The 16276-nt window shown below is 69.3% G+C and carries 15 protein-coding genes; all 15 read right to left on the bottom strand.

All coding sequences use genetic code 11. From position 1 onward, the window contains the following. Window positions 1–122: 122 nt before the first annotated feature. Window positions 123–1064, bottom strand: a complete 942-nt coding sequence (trxB, locus tag Q7W02_04535; protein ID MDO8475456.1) for a thioredoxin-disulfide reductase — start codon at window positions 1062–1064, stop codon at window positions 123–125. Window positions 1065–1150: 86 nt separating this feature from the next. After that, window positions 1151–1897 carry an HAD family hydrolase gene (locus Q7W02_04530; GenBank protein MDO8475455.1) on the bottom strand — a complete coding sequence of 249 codons (747 nt, stop codon included), beginning with the start codon at window positions 1895–1897 and terminating at the stop codon, window positions 1151–1153. Then, the gene (locus Q7W02_04525) at window positions 1894–2310 is read right to left on the bottom strand and encodes a DUF2203 domain-containing protein (GenBank protein ID MDO8475454.1); all 417 of its coding nucleotides are present in this window, start codon (window positions 2308–2310) and stop codon (window positions 1894–1896) included. The genes Q7W02_04530 and Q7W02_04525 overlap by 4 nt, the downstream gene beginning before the upstream one ends. Then, window positions 2307–3056 carry a lactate utilization protein gene (locus Q7W02_04520; GenBank protein ID MDO8475453.1) on the bottom strand — a complete coding sequence of 250 codons (750 nt, stop codon included), beginning with the start codon at window positions 3054–3056 and terminating at the stop codon, window positions 2307–2309. The genes Q7W02_04525 and Q7W02_04520 overlap by 4 nt, the downstream gene beginning before the upstream one ends. Then, window positions 3053–4483, bottom strand: coding sequence for a LutB/LldF family L-lactate oxidation iron-sulfur protein (locus Q7W02_04515; GenBank protein MDO8475452.1), 1431 nt, complete (start codon window positions 4481–4483; stop codon window positions 3053–3055). Before Q7W02_04515 ends, Q7W02_04520 begins: the two co-directional genes overlap by 4 nt. Next, entirely contained in the window at window positions 4480–5208 is a 729-nt protein-coding gene (locus Q7W02_04510; GenBank protein ID MDO8475451.1) for a (Fe-S)-binding protein, read from the bottom strand. Before Q7W02_04510 ends, Q7W02_04515 begins: the two co-directional genes overlap by 4 nt. Further along, window positions 5205–5558 carry a cupin domain-containing protein gene (locus Q7W02_04505; protein MDO8475450.1) on the bottom strand — a complete coding sequence of 118 codons (354 nt, stop codon included), beginning with the start codon at window positions 5556–5558 and terminating at the stop codon, window positions 5205–5207. Before Q7W02_04505 ends, Q7W02_04510 begins: the two co-directional genes overlap by 4 nt. After that, window positions 5555–6835 (bottom strand): (Fe-S)-binding protein, encoded by a 1281-nt coding sequence (locus Q7W02_04500; protein MDO8475449.1) that lies wholly within the window; start codon window positions 6833–6835, stop codon window positions 5555–5557. Before Q7W02_04500 ends, Q7W02_04505 begins: the two co-directional genes overlap by 4 nt. Next, window positions 6832–8142 (bottom strand): FAD-binding oxidoreductase, encoded by a 1311-nt coding sequence (locus tag Q7W02_04495; GenBank protein ID MDO8475448.1) that lies wholly within the window; start codon window positions 8140–8142, stop codon window positions 6832–6834. Before Q7W02_04495 ends, Q7W02_04500 begins: the two co-directional genes overlap by 4 nt. A gap of 2 nt (window positions 8143–8144) precedes the next feature. Next, the gene (locus Q7W02_04490) at window positions 8145–9509 is read right to left on the bottom strand and encodes an FAD-linked oxidase C-terminal domain-containing protein (GenBank protein MDO8475447.1); all 1365 of its coding nucleotides are present in this window, start codon (window positions 9507–9509) and stop codon (window positions 8145–8147) included. A 231-nt stretch (window positions 9510–9740) separates the two neighbouring features. Then, on the bottom strand, window positions 9741–10772 hold the full coding sequence (locus Q7W02_04485; protein ID MDO8475446.1) for a 2-oxoacid:ferredoxin oxidoreductase subunit beta: 1032 nt from the start codon (window positions 10770–10772) through the stop codon (window positions 9741–9743). Continuing rightward, window positions 10769–12661, bottom strand: a complete 1893-nt coding sequence (locus Q7W02_04480; protein MDO8475445.1) for a 2-oxoacid:acceptor oxidoreductase subunit alpha — start codon at window positions 12659–12661, stop codon at window positions 10769–10771. Before Q7W02_04480 ends, Q7W02_04485 begins: the two co-directional genes overlap by 4 nt. A 183-nt stretch (window positions 12662–12844) precedes the next feature. Continuing rightward, a complete protein-coding gene (locus Q7W02_04475) occupies window positions 12845–13966 on the bottom strand; it encodes a Xaa-Pro peptidase family protein (GenBank protein MDO8475444.1) in 1122 nt (373 codons plus the stop codon). Then, window positions 13963–14994 carry an MBL fold metallo-hydrolase gene (locus Q7W02_04470; GenBank protein ID MDO8475443.1) on the bottom strand — a complete coding sequence of 344 codons (1032 nt, stop codon included), beginning with the start codon at window positions 14992–14994 and terminating at the stop codon, window positions 13963–13965. Before Q7W02_04470 ends, Q7W02_04475 begins: the two co-directional genes overlap by 4 nt. A gap of 326 nt (window positions 14995–15320) precedes the next feature. Beyond that, window positions 15321–16217: a LysR family transcriptional regulator gene (locus Q7W02_04465; protein ID MDO8475442.1), complete on the bottom strand. Its 897-nt coding sequence runs from the start codon at window positions 16215–16217 to the stop codon at window positions 15321–15323. Between the last annotated feature and the right edge of the window lie 59 nt (window positions 16218–16276).

Below are 16276 nucleotides of genomic sequence, written 5' to 3'. Positions count from 1 at the left end.
CGATAGCGGCTGCACACAACGAGGAGAAGCCACGCATCAGCGATGAAGGGCGGATCACACCGCTGCGTGAGCCGGGGCCTCGGTCCCGGTCGGCAACAAGCCCCCCGTCGGCCGAGAGCGCCTCAGTGGCCTGAGTGATGTGCCTCGAGGTAGCGCTCGGCTTCGAGCGCGGCCATGCAGCCGGTGCCCGCGGCCGTGACCGCCTGTCGGTAGGTGAAGTCGGCGACGTCGCCCGCCGCGAAGACGCCGGGCACGGAGGTCTGCGTGGTCCCCGGCGTGACCTTGACGTATTCGTTCGGGTGCAGGTCGAGCTTCCCTTTGAAGATGGCCGTGTTGGGCTGGTGCCCGATGGCGACGAAGAGTCCGTCCACGGGCGTCTCCCACTGGGCGCCTGTCTTGAGGTTCTTGAGCCGTACCGCCGTCACCTTGCCCTTGGCCGGGTCGAGAACGTCCTCGACCCCCGTGTCCCAGATGAACTCGATCTTGGGGTTCTTCAGCGCGCGCTCCTGCATGATCTTGGAGGCGCGGAGCGAGTCCCGTCGATGGACCACCTGCACCTGGCGGCCGAGGCGCGAGAGGTAGAGCGCCTCCTCCATGGCGGAGTCGCCGCCGCCGACGACCATGATGTTCTGGTCCTTGAAGAAGAAGCCGTCGCAGGTGGCGCAGGTGCTGACGCCGCGCCCCATGAGCTTGGACTCGTTGGGCAGGCCGATGAGCTTGGCCGAGGCGCCCGTGGCGATGATGACCGTATCGGCCTCGACGGCCGCGTCGTCGGCCTTCACGCGGAACGGCCGGCTGCTGAAGTCCACCTCCGTCACGTCCTCGGCGATCATCTCGGTGCCGAAGCGCGCCGCCTGGGCCTTGAAGGTCTCCATGAGGGGCGGGCCGTCGATGCCGTCCACGAAGCCGGGGTAGTTCTCAACCAGCGTCGTCAGCATGAGCTGGCCACCCGGCTGAATGCCGGTGAACATCACGGGGGCCAGATTGGCCCGGGCCGCGTAGACGGCGGCGGTATAGCCCGCGGGGCCTGAGCCGATGATCACGACCTTGCGTGTCGGTGCCATGTCCTCTCCTCGCCTTCGGTTTGGTCTCGCCCTTTGGATGCGCCGAATCGGGCCCTGGATGCCCCAGATGCTACACGCCCCAGATGCTACACACCCAAGATGTGCTCGAGCTCGGCCAGGTCCCGTATCTCGAACTCGGGAGCCTGCACGCCCTCGGGCAAGGGGCTCCCGTCACGGTTGATCCAGGCCGCGGCCATACCCACGCCCTGGGCGCCCGCGACGTCGATGTCCGCGCGGTCGCCGACGAAGAGCGCCTCGCCGGGAGCTGCGCTCAGCCGTCTCAGCGCCAGCTCGAAGATGACGGGCTTGGGCTTGCGCCAGCCGACCGCGTCGGAGACGACCACGGTCTCGAAGAGGTCGGCCACCCCTTCCCGCTCGAGGACGTGCCACGCCATCGGCGTGTAGTCGAAGTTGGAGACGACCGCCAGCCTGTGGCGCTTCTTGAGGCCCCTCAGCAGGTCGCCGTGGTGCTCGGGGAAGACCACGGCCTTCGAGAGCTCCTGCATGTGGGTCGCCAGCAGCATCTGGAGCGCCTCCGGGGGCACCATCCCGTGGCCGAGGCCGAGGCGCGCGAACATCATGCCGAAGCGCTCGGGCGCCGTCACCTCCCGGAGGCTCTCGCCGCGAATGCGCTCCGCCTCCTGCCAGCTCCAGAAGAGCGCGTCGACGAAGTCCTCCAAGGAGAGGCCGGGAGCGAACGGCTGGAAGGCGCGGTGGAGATGCCCGGCCGTCGTGCGGCGCGTCTTGCCCTTGACGTGCACCTCAGGCAGCCTCGAGCGGTCCAGGAGGACGAGCGTGTCGAACAGGTCGAAGAGGACGGCCGACGGCGTCACGGGAGCGGCCTCCTCTGCCCATACCCCTCGTCGAAGCCGTGCCAGAAGCGGACCGCGTCCTCCCCGTGCTTCCAGCAGAGATTGACCGGCTGGGACCCCGCCACCTGGGGCACCAGCCCTGGAAAGTCCACCAACCCCATCTCGAGGTCCTTCGTCACGCCGCCCATGTCGAGGACCTGCTGGAGCACCTGCTTGACCTCGATCGCGTAGCCATCGAGCCTCTCGGCCCGCGCCTTCCAGTCGCGCTGGTCCACCATGGCGCCGCCCGAGACCCTGATCCGCTCGCGCTCCTCACCGAGCGCCTCCTGGAGCGCGCTTGCTCTCCGGTGGAGCTCCATCGCCTCGCCCATGAGATCGCTGAGCCGCGGGATCAGCGCGTTGATCTCGGCCGCCGTGAAGAGGCGCTCGGTCATTGGGTCTTCACGAAGTTGGGCGTCTCCACGAAGATGGCGTGAACTTCCTTCGGCCCGTGGACGCCGCGCGTGAGCGTCAGCTCGATGTCGGCGGTGCGCGAGGGGCCGGTGATGAAGTTGATGACGGCGCCCGACATGCTGAGCGCTGGGTTGACGTGAAGAGCCTCCAGCATGACCCCGACCTGCTCCAGCGACTCGACCAGCCTGTCGTGCCCGAAGACGGCCACATGCGTCGCCGGCAGGAGCGATGTCGAGCGCGGCCGTCCCCTGCCCGACACGAGAACGAGCGTGCCGGTCTCCGCCAGGGCCCAGTCGACGCCGGTCACGCCGATCTCGGCGCGGGCCGCGGCGTCCCGGTGGCTCGCGCGCGCCGCCGCGTCAGGGTCGCCGTCCGGAGCCACGGTAACCGCGAACCCGTCCGCCCCCAGGCTCCCGCGGAGGTCGAGGCCCAGCGCTTCCGGATGCCATGACAGGACGCTCGTCGCCTGGCGCTCCTGGGCGATGCGACGTATCACCCCCGGGACCTCGTCCATGCTCGAAACCCGGTGGAAGACGCCGGCGACGCGCTCGAACTCTTCGCGAAAGCGCTCGAGGGCCGGGGGCCAGCGCTCGAGCATCTGGCGCCTGACGACCTCGGCGGCCTGTCCGGCGCCGGCGGGACGCGGCACGGGCCGCGCTTCGAACAGGCCGCGCGTCTTGGCCATCTCCTGACGGATGCTCCCGAGAAACTCGGCGCGGGTCGTCATGGCCGCTCGAGGTCTTTCGAGTTTTCGAGCTCTGGCCAGCGCTCGCTGAAGGTGCGGGACGCGACAGGCGGCAGGTCGCGGGTGCGCGTCCACTTTCCGAAGAAGAGCGGAAGCCCCCTGAGCCTGCCGTTCCTGACAAAGGGCCTCTGGGCGATGCGGCCGAGTGTCGCGCCGAGGCGGAAGAGCGCGGGCGACGTCATGATCCGCCGAGCCACCCTGAAGAGCATCCGTTCGGGCCACGACGCGATCTTCTCCCTGTCGAGCTGCTCGCGGAGGTCCACCAGCATCCGCGGGATGTCGATGCGCACCGGGCAGACGTCCTTGCACGCGCCGCAGAGGGACGAGGCGTGGGCGAGGTCCTTGACCGAGGCCGCGCCCTTGAGCATGGCCGTCAGCAGGATGCCGATGGGACCTGGGTACGTGTAGCCGTACGCGTGACCGCCGATCTGGCGGTAGACGGGGCAGACGTTGAGACACGCGCCGCAGCGCAGGCAGTACAGCGCCTCGCGCAGCGTCCCCGCGATCTGGCGGGTGCGGCCGTTGTCCATCAGGATCAGGTGGAGCTCTTCCGGCCCCTCGCTCTCGCCGGGCTGGCGCGGGCCGCGCACGAGCGTCGTGTAGGAGGAGAGCTTCTGCCCCGTCGCGCTCCGCGCCAGGATGGCGAGGAAGACCATCAAATCCGTCATGGTCGGGATGACCTTCTCCATACCCATGACGGCCACGTGGATCCTCGGCAGTGAGGTGACCATGCGCCCGTTGCCCTCGTTGGTCACGAGGACGATGGTCCCGGTCTCCGCCACGGCGAAGTTCGCGCCGGTAATGCCCATGTCGGCGTCGAGGAACTTCTGCCGGAGCTCCTTCCGGGCAACGGCGGTCAGCACCTCCGGGTCGGCCTCGAAGCGGCCGCCCAGCTCCTTCGAGAAGAGATCGGCGACCTGCCCCTTGGTCTTGTGGATGGCGGGGGCGATGATGTGCGAGGGCTTCTCGTGGGCGAGCTGGATGATGTACTCCCCCAGGTCGGTCTCGATGGGCTTGACGCCGGCCGCCTCGAGAGCGTCGTTGAGCTCGATCTCCTCCGTCGCCATCGACTTGCTCTTGACGGCCATCCGGACGCCATTCTCGCGGCAGAGGCGCAGGACGATATCGCGCGCTTCGTCCCCCGTCGCCGCCCAGTGGACGTGGCCGCCCAGCCGCTCGATGTTGTCGGCCAGGCGCTCGAGGTGGCGGTCCAGCTGCTGGAGCGTCCCCTCCTTGATGGCGCGCGCCCTGTCGCGGAGCGCCTCGCCCTCCGGGAAGCCCGCGAAGGCCTCCTTCCGGAGGCCGATGAACTTGGTCGTCGCGATGCCGAGCGCCTCCTGCAGGTGCGCGTCCTCGAGCGCCGCGTGCGCCCGCGCCGGGAACGGAGTCCGGAGGCTCGCGTCGCTCACGGCACTTCCGCCGGCGCCAGGACCTGCGCGAGATGCACCGCGCGCACGCGCGATCCCCGTCGCGTGAGCCCGCCGCCCATCTGCATGAGACAGCCGGCGTCGCAGGCAACGAGACAGTCGACGCCCGTGCCCTCCGCGTTGGCCAGCTTCTTGTCGAGGACCGCAGTGGACACTTCGGGCAGCCTCACCGAAAAGGAGCCGCCGAATCCGCAGCACTCGTCCGAGCCCGGCAGCTCCACCAGCTCGCAGCCCTTGACGCCCTTGAGCAACGTCCGCGGCGCGCGCGACTCGCCCAGGCCGCGGAGCAGATGGCAGGAGTCGTGGTAGGTGACCTTGCCCCTGAACGAGGACTCGACGTTGGTCACGCCGAGGACGTCCACCAGGAACTGCGACAGCTCGTAGGTCTTCTTCGCCAGGGCCTCGGCCGCCGCCTTCAGCGCCGGATCGTGCTTGAGGAGCCCCGGGTACTCGGTCTTGACCATCCAGGCGCAGGAGCCGGAGGGCACGACCACGTGCTCCGCGCCCGCGAAGAGCCCGACCGTCCGCGCCGCCACGACCGCCGCGTCGTGGTGATAGCCCGAGTTGAAGAGCGGCATCCCGCAGCAGGTCTGTCCCTGGGGGAACTCCACGGTCACGCCCAGGCGCCGCAGGAGCGTGACCATGGCCACTCCCACCTCGGGGAAGAACATGTCGCCGAGACAGGTAATCATGATCGAGGCCCTCACGACTTGGCTCCCGATTCATGAGACGCCGTCCCGTGGGGAGGCGGCGGCGTCACGACCACCAGGACCAGCAGCGGATCGGCGCCGTCGTTGAAGAGCCCGTGCTCGACTCCGGCGGCCGCGACGAGCGCCTCGCCGGCTGCCACGCGCTCCTCCTTGCCGCCGAGAGAGAAACGCCCGGCGCCCTCGAGCACGTAGTAGATCTTGTCCTGGTCGGCGTGGGTGTGGGGCTTCTGGTACTGGCCGGGCGCCACGCAGTAGAGGTCGAGCTGCGCGCGTGCCGTCGTCGCCAACGCGAGCTTGGCCATCTTGGCGCCATCGAATTTGACGTGGTCTTCGATCCTGATCTTCATGCATCCCTCAGCGCGCGCGCCAGGAGATCGACCGGGTGGACGACCTCGAGCTCGAAGCCCATCTCACGCGCCTGCTTCGCGATCTGCATGAGACAGCCCGGGTTGCCCGCCGCCACCATGCGCGCGCCGGTCTCGCGTATGCGCTCGACCTTCATCCGGCCGAGCTTCTCGGCCATGGCGGGCTCGGTGAGATTGTAGATCCCGGCGCTGCCGCAGCACAGGTCGGAATCCTTGATGTCCACCACGGTCAGCCCGGGTATCCGGCGCAGGAGCTCGCGCGGCTGGGCGCGCACCTTCTGGCCGTGCACCAGGTGGCAGGCGTCGTGGTAGGCGACGGTCTCCTTGATCTCCCCGAGAGGAAGATCCGACTCGACCAGCACTTCGCAGATGTCCTTGACCTTCGCCGCGAAGGCCGGCCCACCCTCATCCGGAAGCCAGTGACCGTACTCCTTGAGCGCCGAGCCGCAGCCGGCCGCATTGGTCACCACCACGTCCACGACCTCGCCGAAGACAGCCATGATGCGCGAGGCCATTCCACGGAACTCGTCGAGTCTTCCCGCGTGGAGGTGGAGCGCCCCGCAGCAGCCCTGGGCCCGCGGCACGACCACATCCCATCCGGCGGCCGAGAGCAGCCCCGCGGTCCGCGCATTGACGTCCGAATAGAAGAAGCGCTGGACGCAGCCGGTCAGAAGCCCCGCGCGCCCCCGGGGCTTGCCGCGCGCGGGAATGTACTCGGGAAGCGGGGCGGCCGACGACATCGCGGGCAGCAGCGCCTCCATGGATTTGAGTCTTTTCCACGGCGACAGCACACCCGACCCGCGCACGAGGCCCTGGAGCCCCGAAGCCTGGTAGAAGCGGAGCCCCCAGAGAAGCGGCGCCAGCCGGGCCGGGTACGGAAAGGTCTCGAGCGCCCAGCGCCTGGTCGCGTGGTCGCTCTCAGGCGCGCGGATGCCCTGCCGCTCCAGCTGACCGCGGGTCGCCTCAAGGAGCTGCCCGAATGGGACTCCGGAGGGACAGGCCGTCTCGCAGCCGCGACAGCCGAGGCAGAGGTCGAGGTGGCGCGCCAGGACCGGCGTGAGCCCGATGCGGCCTTCGGCCGCCGCGCGCATGAGGTAGATGCGGCCGCGCGGGGAGTCCATCTCCTGACCGAGAACGCGGTAGGTCGGGCACTGCGGAAGGCAGATGCCGCAGTGAACGCAGGCTCTCAACCCCTCCATGGACGGCGCGTCGGTGGTGTCAAATGCGCCGGCGCCGGCACCGGCCGTCACCGTGCTCATAGGCCGCCTACGAAGCGCCCAGGGTTCAGCACCCCGCGCGGGTCGAACTCCGTCTTGAGCCGCCTCATCACGGCGAGCGCCGTTTCCGGGACCGGTCCCCAGACGTCGGCGGCGCGCTTCAGGTCGAGGGGCGCCCGCTCGACCACGAGACTCCCGCCCTCGGCCGCGAGGGCCTCTCGAAGCGGCGCCACGATCTCCCTCGCCCACGTGTCCGGGGAGACACTCCCCTCGACTGCGGCGCGAAGAATCCCATTGCCCGCCTCGCCCACGAGCGACACCGTCAGGCCGTGGCGGGATATCACTCGCTCCACCTCACCGGCCCAGAACGGCAGGCGGCGGATCTCACTCGCGAGCTTCACCACGGTGGAGCTCGCGAGCCCGCCGCCCACCCGGGTCCAGAAGCCCTCGTCGAGCGCCGAGACTCGCGCGCCGAGTCGCGACGCCATCGAGCCGAGTAGGGCGCCCTGAGACGTCACCGCCTCGGCCACCGTCGCGACCGACACGGCCAGCGCCGCTTCGGCCCTCTCGCTCCCGACGCGCTCGAGCGCCCCGGCATTGAGCCACGCCAGGCGCTCGGGCTCGAGGCTGGAGGCGAGGACGGCGGCGGCGAGCGAGCCCGCGGCCTCGCGCGAGGTGAAGGAGAAGAGCCATGATCCGGAGGCGGGTTGAACGGGATGGAGCCTGAGCGTCGCCTCGACGATGACGCCGAGGGTGCCGAGCGAGCCGGTCAAAAGCTTCGGGATGTCGTAGCCGGTCACCGACTTGACGACCTTGGAGCCGCCCCATGTCACGGTGCCGTCCGCCTGAACGAAGCGGGCTCCGAGCAGGAGGTCCCGCCCCGTGCCGTAGCGGAAGCGCCGCTGGCCGCTGGCATTCGTCGCGAGCACGCCGCCCACGCTGCGCGAGCCACCGCCGTAGGGGTCCAGCGCCAGCATCTGCCCGTGCTTGCACAGCTCGCGGGCCAGCAGATCGAGCGTGACGCCCGCCTGCACCGTCGCCACCATATCGGCGGGGACATACTCGAGAACACCCGTGAGGCGCGAGAGGTCAAGAATCACGTCCAGCCGGGCCGGTGGCGCTCCGAGATCGAGCGCCGAGCCGCTGCCCCGTGGGGCGACCGCCAGCCCCTCGACGGATGCGAGGGACATCACCCTGCCGACCTCGTCAAGGGAACCCGGTCGGGCGAGCCAGCGCGGGGGCACTCCCTCGACCGCCGCGGCCGCGAGCTGCGATGGGGCCGTGGTGAGATGCTCGCCGCCGACGATGGCGGCGAACGCGTCCCCGAGCGCCGGAGCCGAGACGGCCACGCTCAGACCCAGGCGCCGGCCGGAAGCCGGGGGACGGACGGCCTGAAGCCTTCGCCGCAGGCCGGGTGCGAGGGCAAGAGCTTGCCGGGGTTCATGATCCCGTCGGGATCGAAAACGCGCCTGAAGCGCGCCATGAAGTTCAGATCGGCGTCGCCGAACTGGAGCGGCATGCTCGAGGCCTTGTCGAGTCCGACGCCGTGCTCGCCGGTGACGCTGCCGCCCATGGTGAGGCACGCGCGCAGCAGCTCGTCGTTGGCCAGGATGGCCCGCTCGAGCTCGCCGGGCTCGAGGTCGTTGTAGAGGATCATCGGGTGGAGGTTGCCGTCGCCCGCGTGGAAGACGTTGGCGATGACGAGTCGGTGCCGCGCGCCGATGGCCTGCACCTCCCGCATGATCTCCGGCAGCCGCGAGCGCGGCACCACGGCGTCCTGCAGGATCCAGGCGGGCGACATGCGGCCGACCACGCCGGCGGCCTCCTTGCGCCCCTTCCAGAGCAGCGCCCGCTCGGCCTCGTCCTGGGCGACCCGGATCTCGAGAGCGGCGTGGTCCCGGCAGATCTGCACGATGCGCCCCGCCTGGGCCTCGATTTCCGCCGCGGGGCCGTCGAGCTCGATCAGCAGCACGGCGCCCGCGCCCTTGGGATAGCCCGCGCCGACGCCCTCGTTGATGGCGCGGACGAAGGTCTCGTCGATCATCTCGAGCGCCGCCGGGATGATGCCCGCCGCCACGATGGCCGAGACCGCCTCCGAGGCGTCGTCGATTGCGGAGAAGGACGCGAGCAGGGTCCGGACGCCGGCGGGCACGTGGAGGAGCCGCACGGTGATCGCCGTCAGCAGTCCGAGCGTCCCTTCGCCGCCCACGAGCGCGCCCGTGAGGTCGTAGCCCGGGTGGTCGTGCGCTTTGCCGCCCACCGACAGGATCTCCCCCGCCCCCGTGACGACCTCGAGCCCCAGCACGTGATTGACCGTGATGCCGTACTTGAGGCAGTGCGGGCCGCCCGCGTTGGTCGAAGCGTTGCCGCCGATGGAGGAGACCATCTGGCTGGAGGGATCCGGGGCGAAGTAGTAGCCGGCGTCTCGGGTGGCCTGGGACAGCCACAGGTTGATGAGCCCGGGCTGGACGGTCGCGCAGCGGTTGGCGAAATCCAGCTCGAGGATCCGGTTCATCCGCGTCAGCGAGACCATGACACCGCCATGGGGCGCCATGGCGCCGCCGATCAGCCCCGTGCCCGAGCCCCGCGGTACCAGGGCGACGTGCTCGCGCCGGCAGAGGCGCACCAGCAGGGCGACCTGCGCCGTCGTCTCAGGCAGCACCACCACGTCGGGCGCGCCCTTGTAGAACGTATGCATGTCGCACTCGTACGCCATGCGCCCTTCCGGGGTCGACACCACCCCCCCGGCCCCAAGAATCCCCTCAAGCTCACGAAGAACAGCGGGACTCAGCGCCATGGTGTCCTCTGGGCTACTGCGTACGGGGCGGCGAGAAGGGGTCAGATGCGAGGCGGCGCCCGAAGGGCCGCACGCGAGGCGTACTCCCGTACGTTGAGCGTGCGGCCGAGGGCGCCAACGAAGCAGCTGGCCCCTTATCGGCGGCCCGCGTTAACCTATTTTCCAGGTCTCGCCCGAGACCAAGAGCTTCGCGACATCGCCCGGGCCGCGCTCCGATATGGCCTTCTGCTCCTGCTGAATCACGATCTCTTCGTACGTGGCCTCGCCCTCGAGATTCAGGAGCACGCCCACGGGGACGGGGTATTCGGGCGCCCACAGCTGGGCGAGCAGCATGGCGGTGGCACGGTCGGTCGCGTCGTGGACCCAGAGCGTGCCCTCCGCCACGTCCTTGACCTTGACAACCTTGGGCTTGAGGCCTTCCAGCACGAGGCCGCGCCGGTCGTCTGCCGGTCCGAACGTGATGGGCTTGCCGTGCTCGAGCCTGCACTCGTAGAGGGCCTTGGAGTCCTTGTCGTAGAGCACGTTCCACGCGAGGTCGTTGTAGACGTTGCAGTTCTGGAGGATCTCGACGAAGGCCGCGCCCTTGTGCTGGGCGGCGCGTCTGAACGTCTCCTCCATGTGCGCGATGCTCCGGTCCACGGTGCGGGCGACGAAGGTGGCGCCGGCCGCCAGGGCGAAGGCGCATGGGCTGACGGGACGGTCGGCCGAGCCCATGGGCGTGGACTTGGTCACCTTGCCCAGCTCGCTCGTCGGCGAGTACTGGCCCTTGGTGAGGCCGTAGATCTTGTTGTTGAAGAGCAGGATCGTGACGTCCACATTCCGCCGCAGCACGTGCAGCAGATGGTTGCCGCCGATCGAGAGGCCGTCGCCGTCGCCCGTGATCACGAAGACCTTGAGCTCCGGCCTCGCCAGCTTGAGCCCGGTGGCGATGGCCGGCGCCCGCCCGTGGATCGTGTGAAAGCCGTACGTGTCCATGTAGTACGGGAAGCGGCTTGAGCAGCCGATCCCTGAGATGAACACGATGTCCTCCTTCGGGATGCCGAGACCCGGCATCGTCTTCTGCATCGCGCTCAGGATGGCGTAGTCCCCGCAGCCGGGGCACCAGCGCACGTCCTGGTCGGACTCGAAGTCCTTCTTGGTGTACTTCGGCGCCGCTCCGGGCGTGCCCGTGACCGTGCTCACTCCTTCGCCTCCAGAAGTTGGTTGATGGCCTCGAGGATCTCCTGGCTGGCCAGCGGCATGCCGCGGACGCGGTTGAACCCGACGGCGTCCACGAGGTACTCGGCCCGGAGCACCCGCACGAGCTGGCCGCTGTTGATCTCGGGCACGAGGACCCGCCGGTACTGGCGCAGGATCTGGCCGAGATCTGGCGGCAGCGGGTTCAGGTGGCGGATGTGGACGGAGGCGACCGCCTTGCCCTCCATCTGCGCTTCCTCGACAGCCGCGGTAATGGCCCCGTACGTACCGCCCCAGCCGACCACGAGCACGTCGCCGGATTCCTTGCCGTTGACAACCGTCGGCGGGATCTCCTGCGCGACCCGCCGGACCTTCTCGGCGCGCGTGCGCACCATGTGGTCGTGGTTGTCGGCCTCGTAGGAGATGTTGCCCGTGACGTCCTGCTTCTCGATGCCGCCGATCCGGTGCTCGAGCCCCGGCGTACCGGGGCGCACCCACGGCCGCGCCAGGGTCGCCGCATCGCGCAAGTAGGGAGCGAACCCGTCCTTCTCGGTCCGGAACGAGACCGGGATGTCGGGCAGCGTCTTGACGTCCGGGATGAGCCAGGGCTCGGAGCCGTTGGCCAAGTACCCGTCCGAGAGCACCATCACCGGCACCATGTACTTGATCGCGATCCGCACCGCCTCGTAGGCGATGTAGAAGCAGTCGCCGGGCGTACACGGCGCGATGACGACGATGGGGCACTCGCTGTTGCGGCCGTACAGGGCCTGCATCAGGTCGGCCTGCTCGGTCTTGGTCGGCAGGCCCGTGCTGGGGCCGCCCCGCTGGATGTCGAAGATCACGAGCGGCAGCTCGGCCATCACCGCGAGCCCGATGCCTTCGCCCTTGAGGGCGATGCCGGGGCCGCTCGAGGCCGTGACTCCGAGAGCGCCGCCGAAGGACGCGCCGATGGCGGAGGTAACGGCGGCGATCTCGTCCTCGGCCTGGAACGTGCGCACCCGCCAGCGCTTGTGCAGCGCCAACTCCTCGAGGATGCTCGAGGCCGGCGTGATCGGGTAGGCGCCGAAGACGATCGGGATCTTCGTCCTCTCCGCCGCGGCGAGCAGTCCCCAGGCGAGCGCCCGGTTGCCCGTCATGCTGCGGTACACGCCCGGCGGCATCTCGGCCGCCTCGATGCCGTAGTGCTCGGAGAACATCTCGGCGGTCTCGCCGAATGCGTGGCCGGCCTTGAGCACCCGGATATTGGCCTCGACGAAGGTCGGGTTCTTGGCGAAGCGCTGCTTGATGGCGTCGAGCGTCGGGTCGAGGGGCCGCGTGTAGATCCAGGAGACGAGCCCGAGGGCGAAGAAGTTCTTGCAGCGCTCCTTCTCCTTGGTGTTGAGCGGCAGGTCTTCGAGCGACTTTTTCGTCATCGCGCCGATGTCCACCTGGTAGAGGCGGTACTTCTCGGCCAGGCCCGGGTCGGCGAGCGGGTTCTTCGGCTCGCCCTTCTCATCCTTCGGGTAGCCGGCCTTCTCCAGGTTGCGCTGGTCGAAGGCGGCCGTGTTCACGATGAGGATGCCGCCCGGCTTGAGATCGGCCACGTGCACCTTCAGCGCCGCGGGGTTCATCACGACGAGCGTATCGAGCTGGTCGCCCGGCGTGTAGACCCGCTGGCTGCCGAACTGCAGCTGGAAGCTCGACACCCCGAAGAGGGTGCCGGCGGGCGCGCGGATCTCGGCCGGGAAGTTCGGCAGGGTCGAGATGTCGTTGCCGGCCCAGGCCGCCTCGGTGGTGAACTGCTCACCCGTGACCTGGATGCCGTCGCCGGAGTCACCGGCGAAGCGGATGACCGCGCGAGTCAGCGTCCGGCGCGGCTTGGCGACCGCGGGAGCAGGCATTACGGTGTCACTCATGGTCTCGGTCGTCCTCTCAGTGACTGCCGTCGTCGGCGCAGAGCGGCCCCGAACGCATCGTCGCTGGGAACCCCCTCCAGGCGAGAGCCGCTACGGCTTTATGCTACCCAAAACCCCTCGGATAGGCAAGGTTCTCTCCAGTCCGACCGCCGGAGTTCGCCGCGCCGCGCCACGGCCCGTGGCCTATAGCTCGAGCAGCTCCATCTTGGGCGACCGCGTGAGGTTGCGACAGCCCCCGGGCTCCACGAGAACCATGTCCTCGATGCGCGCGGCCCCCCGTTTCGGGTAGTAGAGGCCGGGCTCGACGGTCACCACCTGCCCCGCCTTGAGCTCGTAGTCGAGCCGGCTGATGCGGGGCAGCTCGTGTATGTCGAGGCCGACGCCGTGGCCCGTCCCGTGGAAGAACCCCTGGTTGCGCCCGTCCACGACGCCAGTCGCATAGCCGCGGGCCTCCATCGTGCGTGCAACTTCTGCGTGGACCGCCCCGCCCGAGGCCCCGTCCTTGACCAGCTCGATCCCGCGCAGCTGGGCCGCCAGGACGGCGTCATAGATCCGGCAAAGCTCGTCGGGCGCCTTGCCCTTGACCACCGTGCGCGTCATGTCGGCGAAATAGTGGGAGGTCGAGGAGCGCGGAAAAATGTCGAAGATGATGCCCTGGTTGGGGCGGATGGGGCCCGAGCCCTGGTTGTGCGGGTCCACGCCCTGCTCGCCGCAGGCGATGATGGTGTGCTGGGCGATGCAGTCGTTCTCCATCAGCGACACGTTGACGACCTTCTTCAGGTCCTCGGAGGTCAGCGCCCGGCCCTTCCAGACCACCTCGTCACCGCGGATCACGCTCTGCCTGAGCACGGCGAGCGCCGCCGCGAGCGCGGTCTCCGTATGCCGCTGGGCCAGCTCGATGGCCGCCACCTCCTCGGCCGACTTGACGACGCGCTCCGGAAAGAACGGGTGCGGCCTCACCTGCACCGTGACCCCGCGCTCGCGCAGCCGGTCGGCAGCTTCGAGCGGGAAGTCGGCGGGCACCTCGACGGTCGCGACGCCATAGTCCTCGAGAAGCAGGCTGACGGTGTCGGTGAGCTTCGGCTGGGCCCAGCGCTGCTTGGCCTTGGCTTCCCACTCGGAGAGCGACAGCACCTCGTCGACGCGGGCCTGCTGGCGCGCGCGGTCTACCTCGAGGTCGGACATGAGCAGGATCTTCCTGCCGCCGGCCTCGAGGAAGACGAAGGGGTCGGGAGCCATGAACCGGCAGGCGTAGTAGAGATTCGAGTCTCCCTCGCTGGCGGCGATGATCAGCGACGCAGTCATGCGGCGGATCCTCGTCGGGTCTCGTACTGGATGACGGGATTGGCCTGCTCGCTGACCTCGCTCAGGTTGGCGATGCCGAGCTCGCCGCGCTGGAAGAGGTACTCGACGTGCGCCCCCGCCTCCTCGAGCGCCAGGAGCCGCGTGTAGCCCGCCCTCGGCCCGAAGAGACGCTGGGAGACCTCCACCAGCGTCATCGGGTCACGACAGAACTCGAGCACCTGGGCGAGCCGGCGCTCGTGGTGGGCCGCGATGACGCCGATGCGTGCCGGCATGTCCTCGATCGGCGCCTCGTGCCCGGGCAGCGCCAGGCTGATCCCGCCCAGCCGGCGCACCTTGTCGAGGGACTGGAGGTACAGCTCGAGCCCGCAGAACGGCGTGATGGAGGCCGGCGACTGGTGGGGCGTGATGCGCGAGAGCACGTGATCGGCCGTGAAGAGAAGATCGTCCACCTCGAGGCAGATCTGCCCGGGACAGTGGCCGGGCGTGTGGTGGACCCGGTAGCCGTTGATGATGCGCTGGCCGTCCTTGACCACGCCGTCGATCGTGACGGACTTGAAGAAGGCCTTCGAGAACCGGTACATGGTCTCGAGCTCGTCCCGGAGCTCCGGCTTGACCCCGGCCCGCTCGAGGAAGACCCGCATGTCCTTCGAGGCCAGCACCATCCGCTCCTCGAAGCGGCTCAGTACCCGCGCATCCAGCTCGTGGACCCAGACACGGGCCCCGGTCTCGCGGGTGAAGTGGCCGACCCAGCCGAAGTGGTCGATGTGGGCGTGGGTGATGACGACGTGGCGGACGTCGTCGAGCGAGACGCGCTCGCCGAAGCGCTCGCGCATCTCGTCGAAGCGCTGGTGGAGCCCCTTGACCGAGTCCTCGGTGCCGGAGCCGACGTCCACGAGGGTCGGCGTGTCGCCGTCGACGATCAGGTAGATGTTGTTGACGTGGCCCGGGAAGGTCTCGACGGGCATCCCGTAGACCCGGATGCCGCCCCGGCTCACAAACTTCTGCACCGCCATCACTTGCTCCGCCATGCCCCTACCGTACCACGCACGACGCGCCATTTTCCTGGCGAGGAGTCCGTCGGTCCCGCCGCCGCGATGTCATCGGCCACGTGCTGCCGGCAGTGGGGTGCCCTCGGGAGCGAATCCGACGAGCCGTAGCGCGCCCCGAAGCGCAGGGCGCCTCCGCCGCGCGAGCCGTCCCCGCGGAGCGGGGCGGCGAGCGCACCCCCGTCTCGGGGGATGGGGGGCAGGCGGAGGCGCCCGAGCGAGGAGGCGCGTCGAGGCGAGGAGGTTGAGCGGACGAGGGCACTCCACTGCCGGCAGCACCCCTCGGGATACCGCGGGCTCCTGCCCGTCTACTCTGCGGGGGACTCGTCGGCTTTGCGGAGGGTCTCGATGAAGCGCGCGACGGCGGGAGTGAGGCGCTTGCCCCGCCGGTAGATGAGCCCGATCGGCCTCGCGAGGCCGGAGAGCGCGAGCGGCACCGTGGCCAGCGTCCGCATGCCCGACTCCATCACCACGGTGGGCCGCGGCAGGATGCTGACCCCGGCGGCGATGCCGATGGCCTGCTTGATGGTCTCGACGTTGTCGAACTCCATGACCACCTCCACCTTGACCCCGTGCTGCTTGAGCGCGCGGTCGATCGCCTTGCGCACCGCGAGATCGCGGTCGAACGCGATGAACTTCTCGCCCGCGAGGTCGCCGGCCTCCACGTGCTTCCGCTTGGCGAGACGGTGGCTCGGATGCGTCACCAGCACCATCGGCTCCGATCGGAGCGGCAACACGTTGAGTGTCCGGGTCGCCGCGGGATACGACAGGACGCCCACGTCGGCCTCGTCGTTCTGGACCGCCTCCACCACCTTGTGAGGGTGCAGGCATTCGAGCAGGACCCGCGCGCGCGGATGCGCCGACATGAAGGGCTGCATGTGTCGGCTCATGTCGTGGAGCCCCACCGAGTAGATCGCCGCGACGCGCACCGTCCCCTCCACCCGCTCCCTGGAGGCGAGCAGCCCGGCCCGCGCCTTTTCGAAGCCCTCGAGGAGGTCGCGGCAGGCGTCGAAAAAAACGCGGCCGGCCTCTGTGGCGACCAGCGGCCTGCGAGAGCGGTCGAGGAGCGGCACGTCGAGGTCGCCCTCGAGCTGCTGGATGGACTGGCTGGCAGCGGACTGCGTGACGCCGTTGGCCGTCGCGGCGCGCGAGAAGCTCCGCAGCCTCACGACGTCGCAGTAGAGCTTGAGCGTCTCGAGGTTCACGGGCCGAGGTTATCCTATTAGAATCTCTAATGCTATGTTTTTTCTATTTTGTCCTTGGC

It is taken from the genome of Candidatus Rokuibacteriota bacterium, from assembly GCA_030647435.1.
GTDB lineage: Bacteria > Methylomirabilota > Methylomirabilia > Rokubacteriales > CSP1-6 > AR37.
Note: the sequence above shows the minus strand (reverse complement) of the source record. Positions and strands in the feature narration are given on the sequence as shown.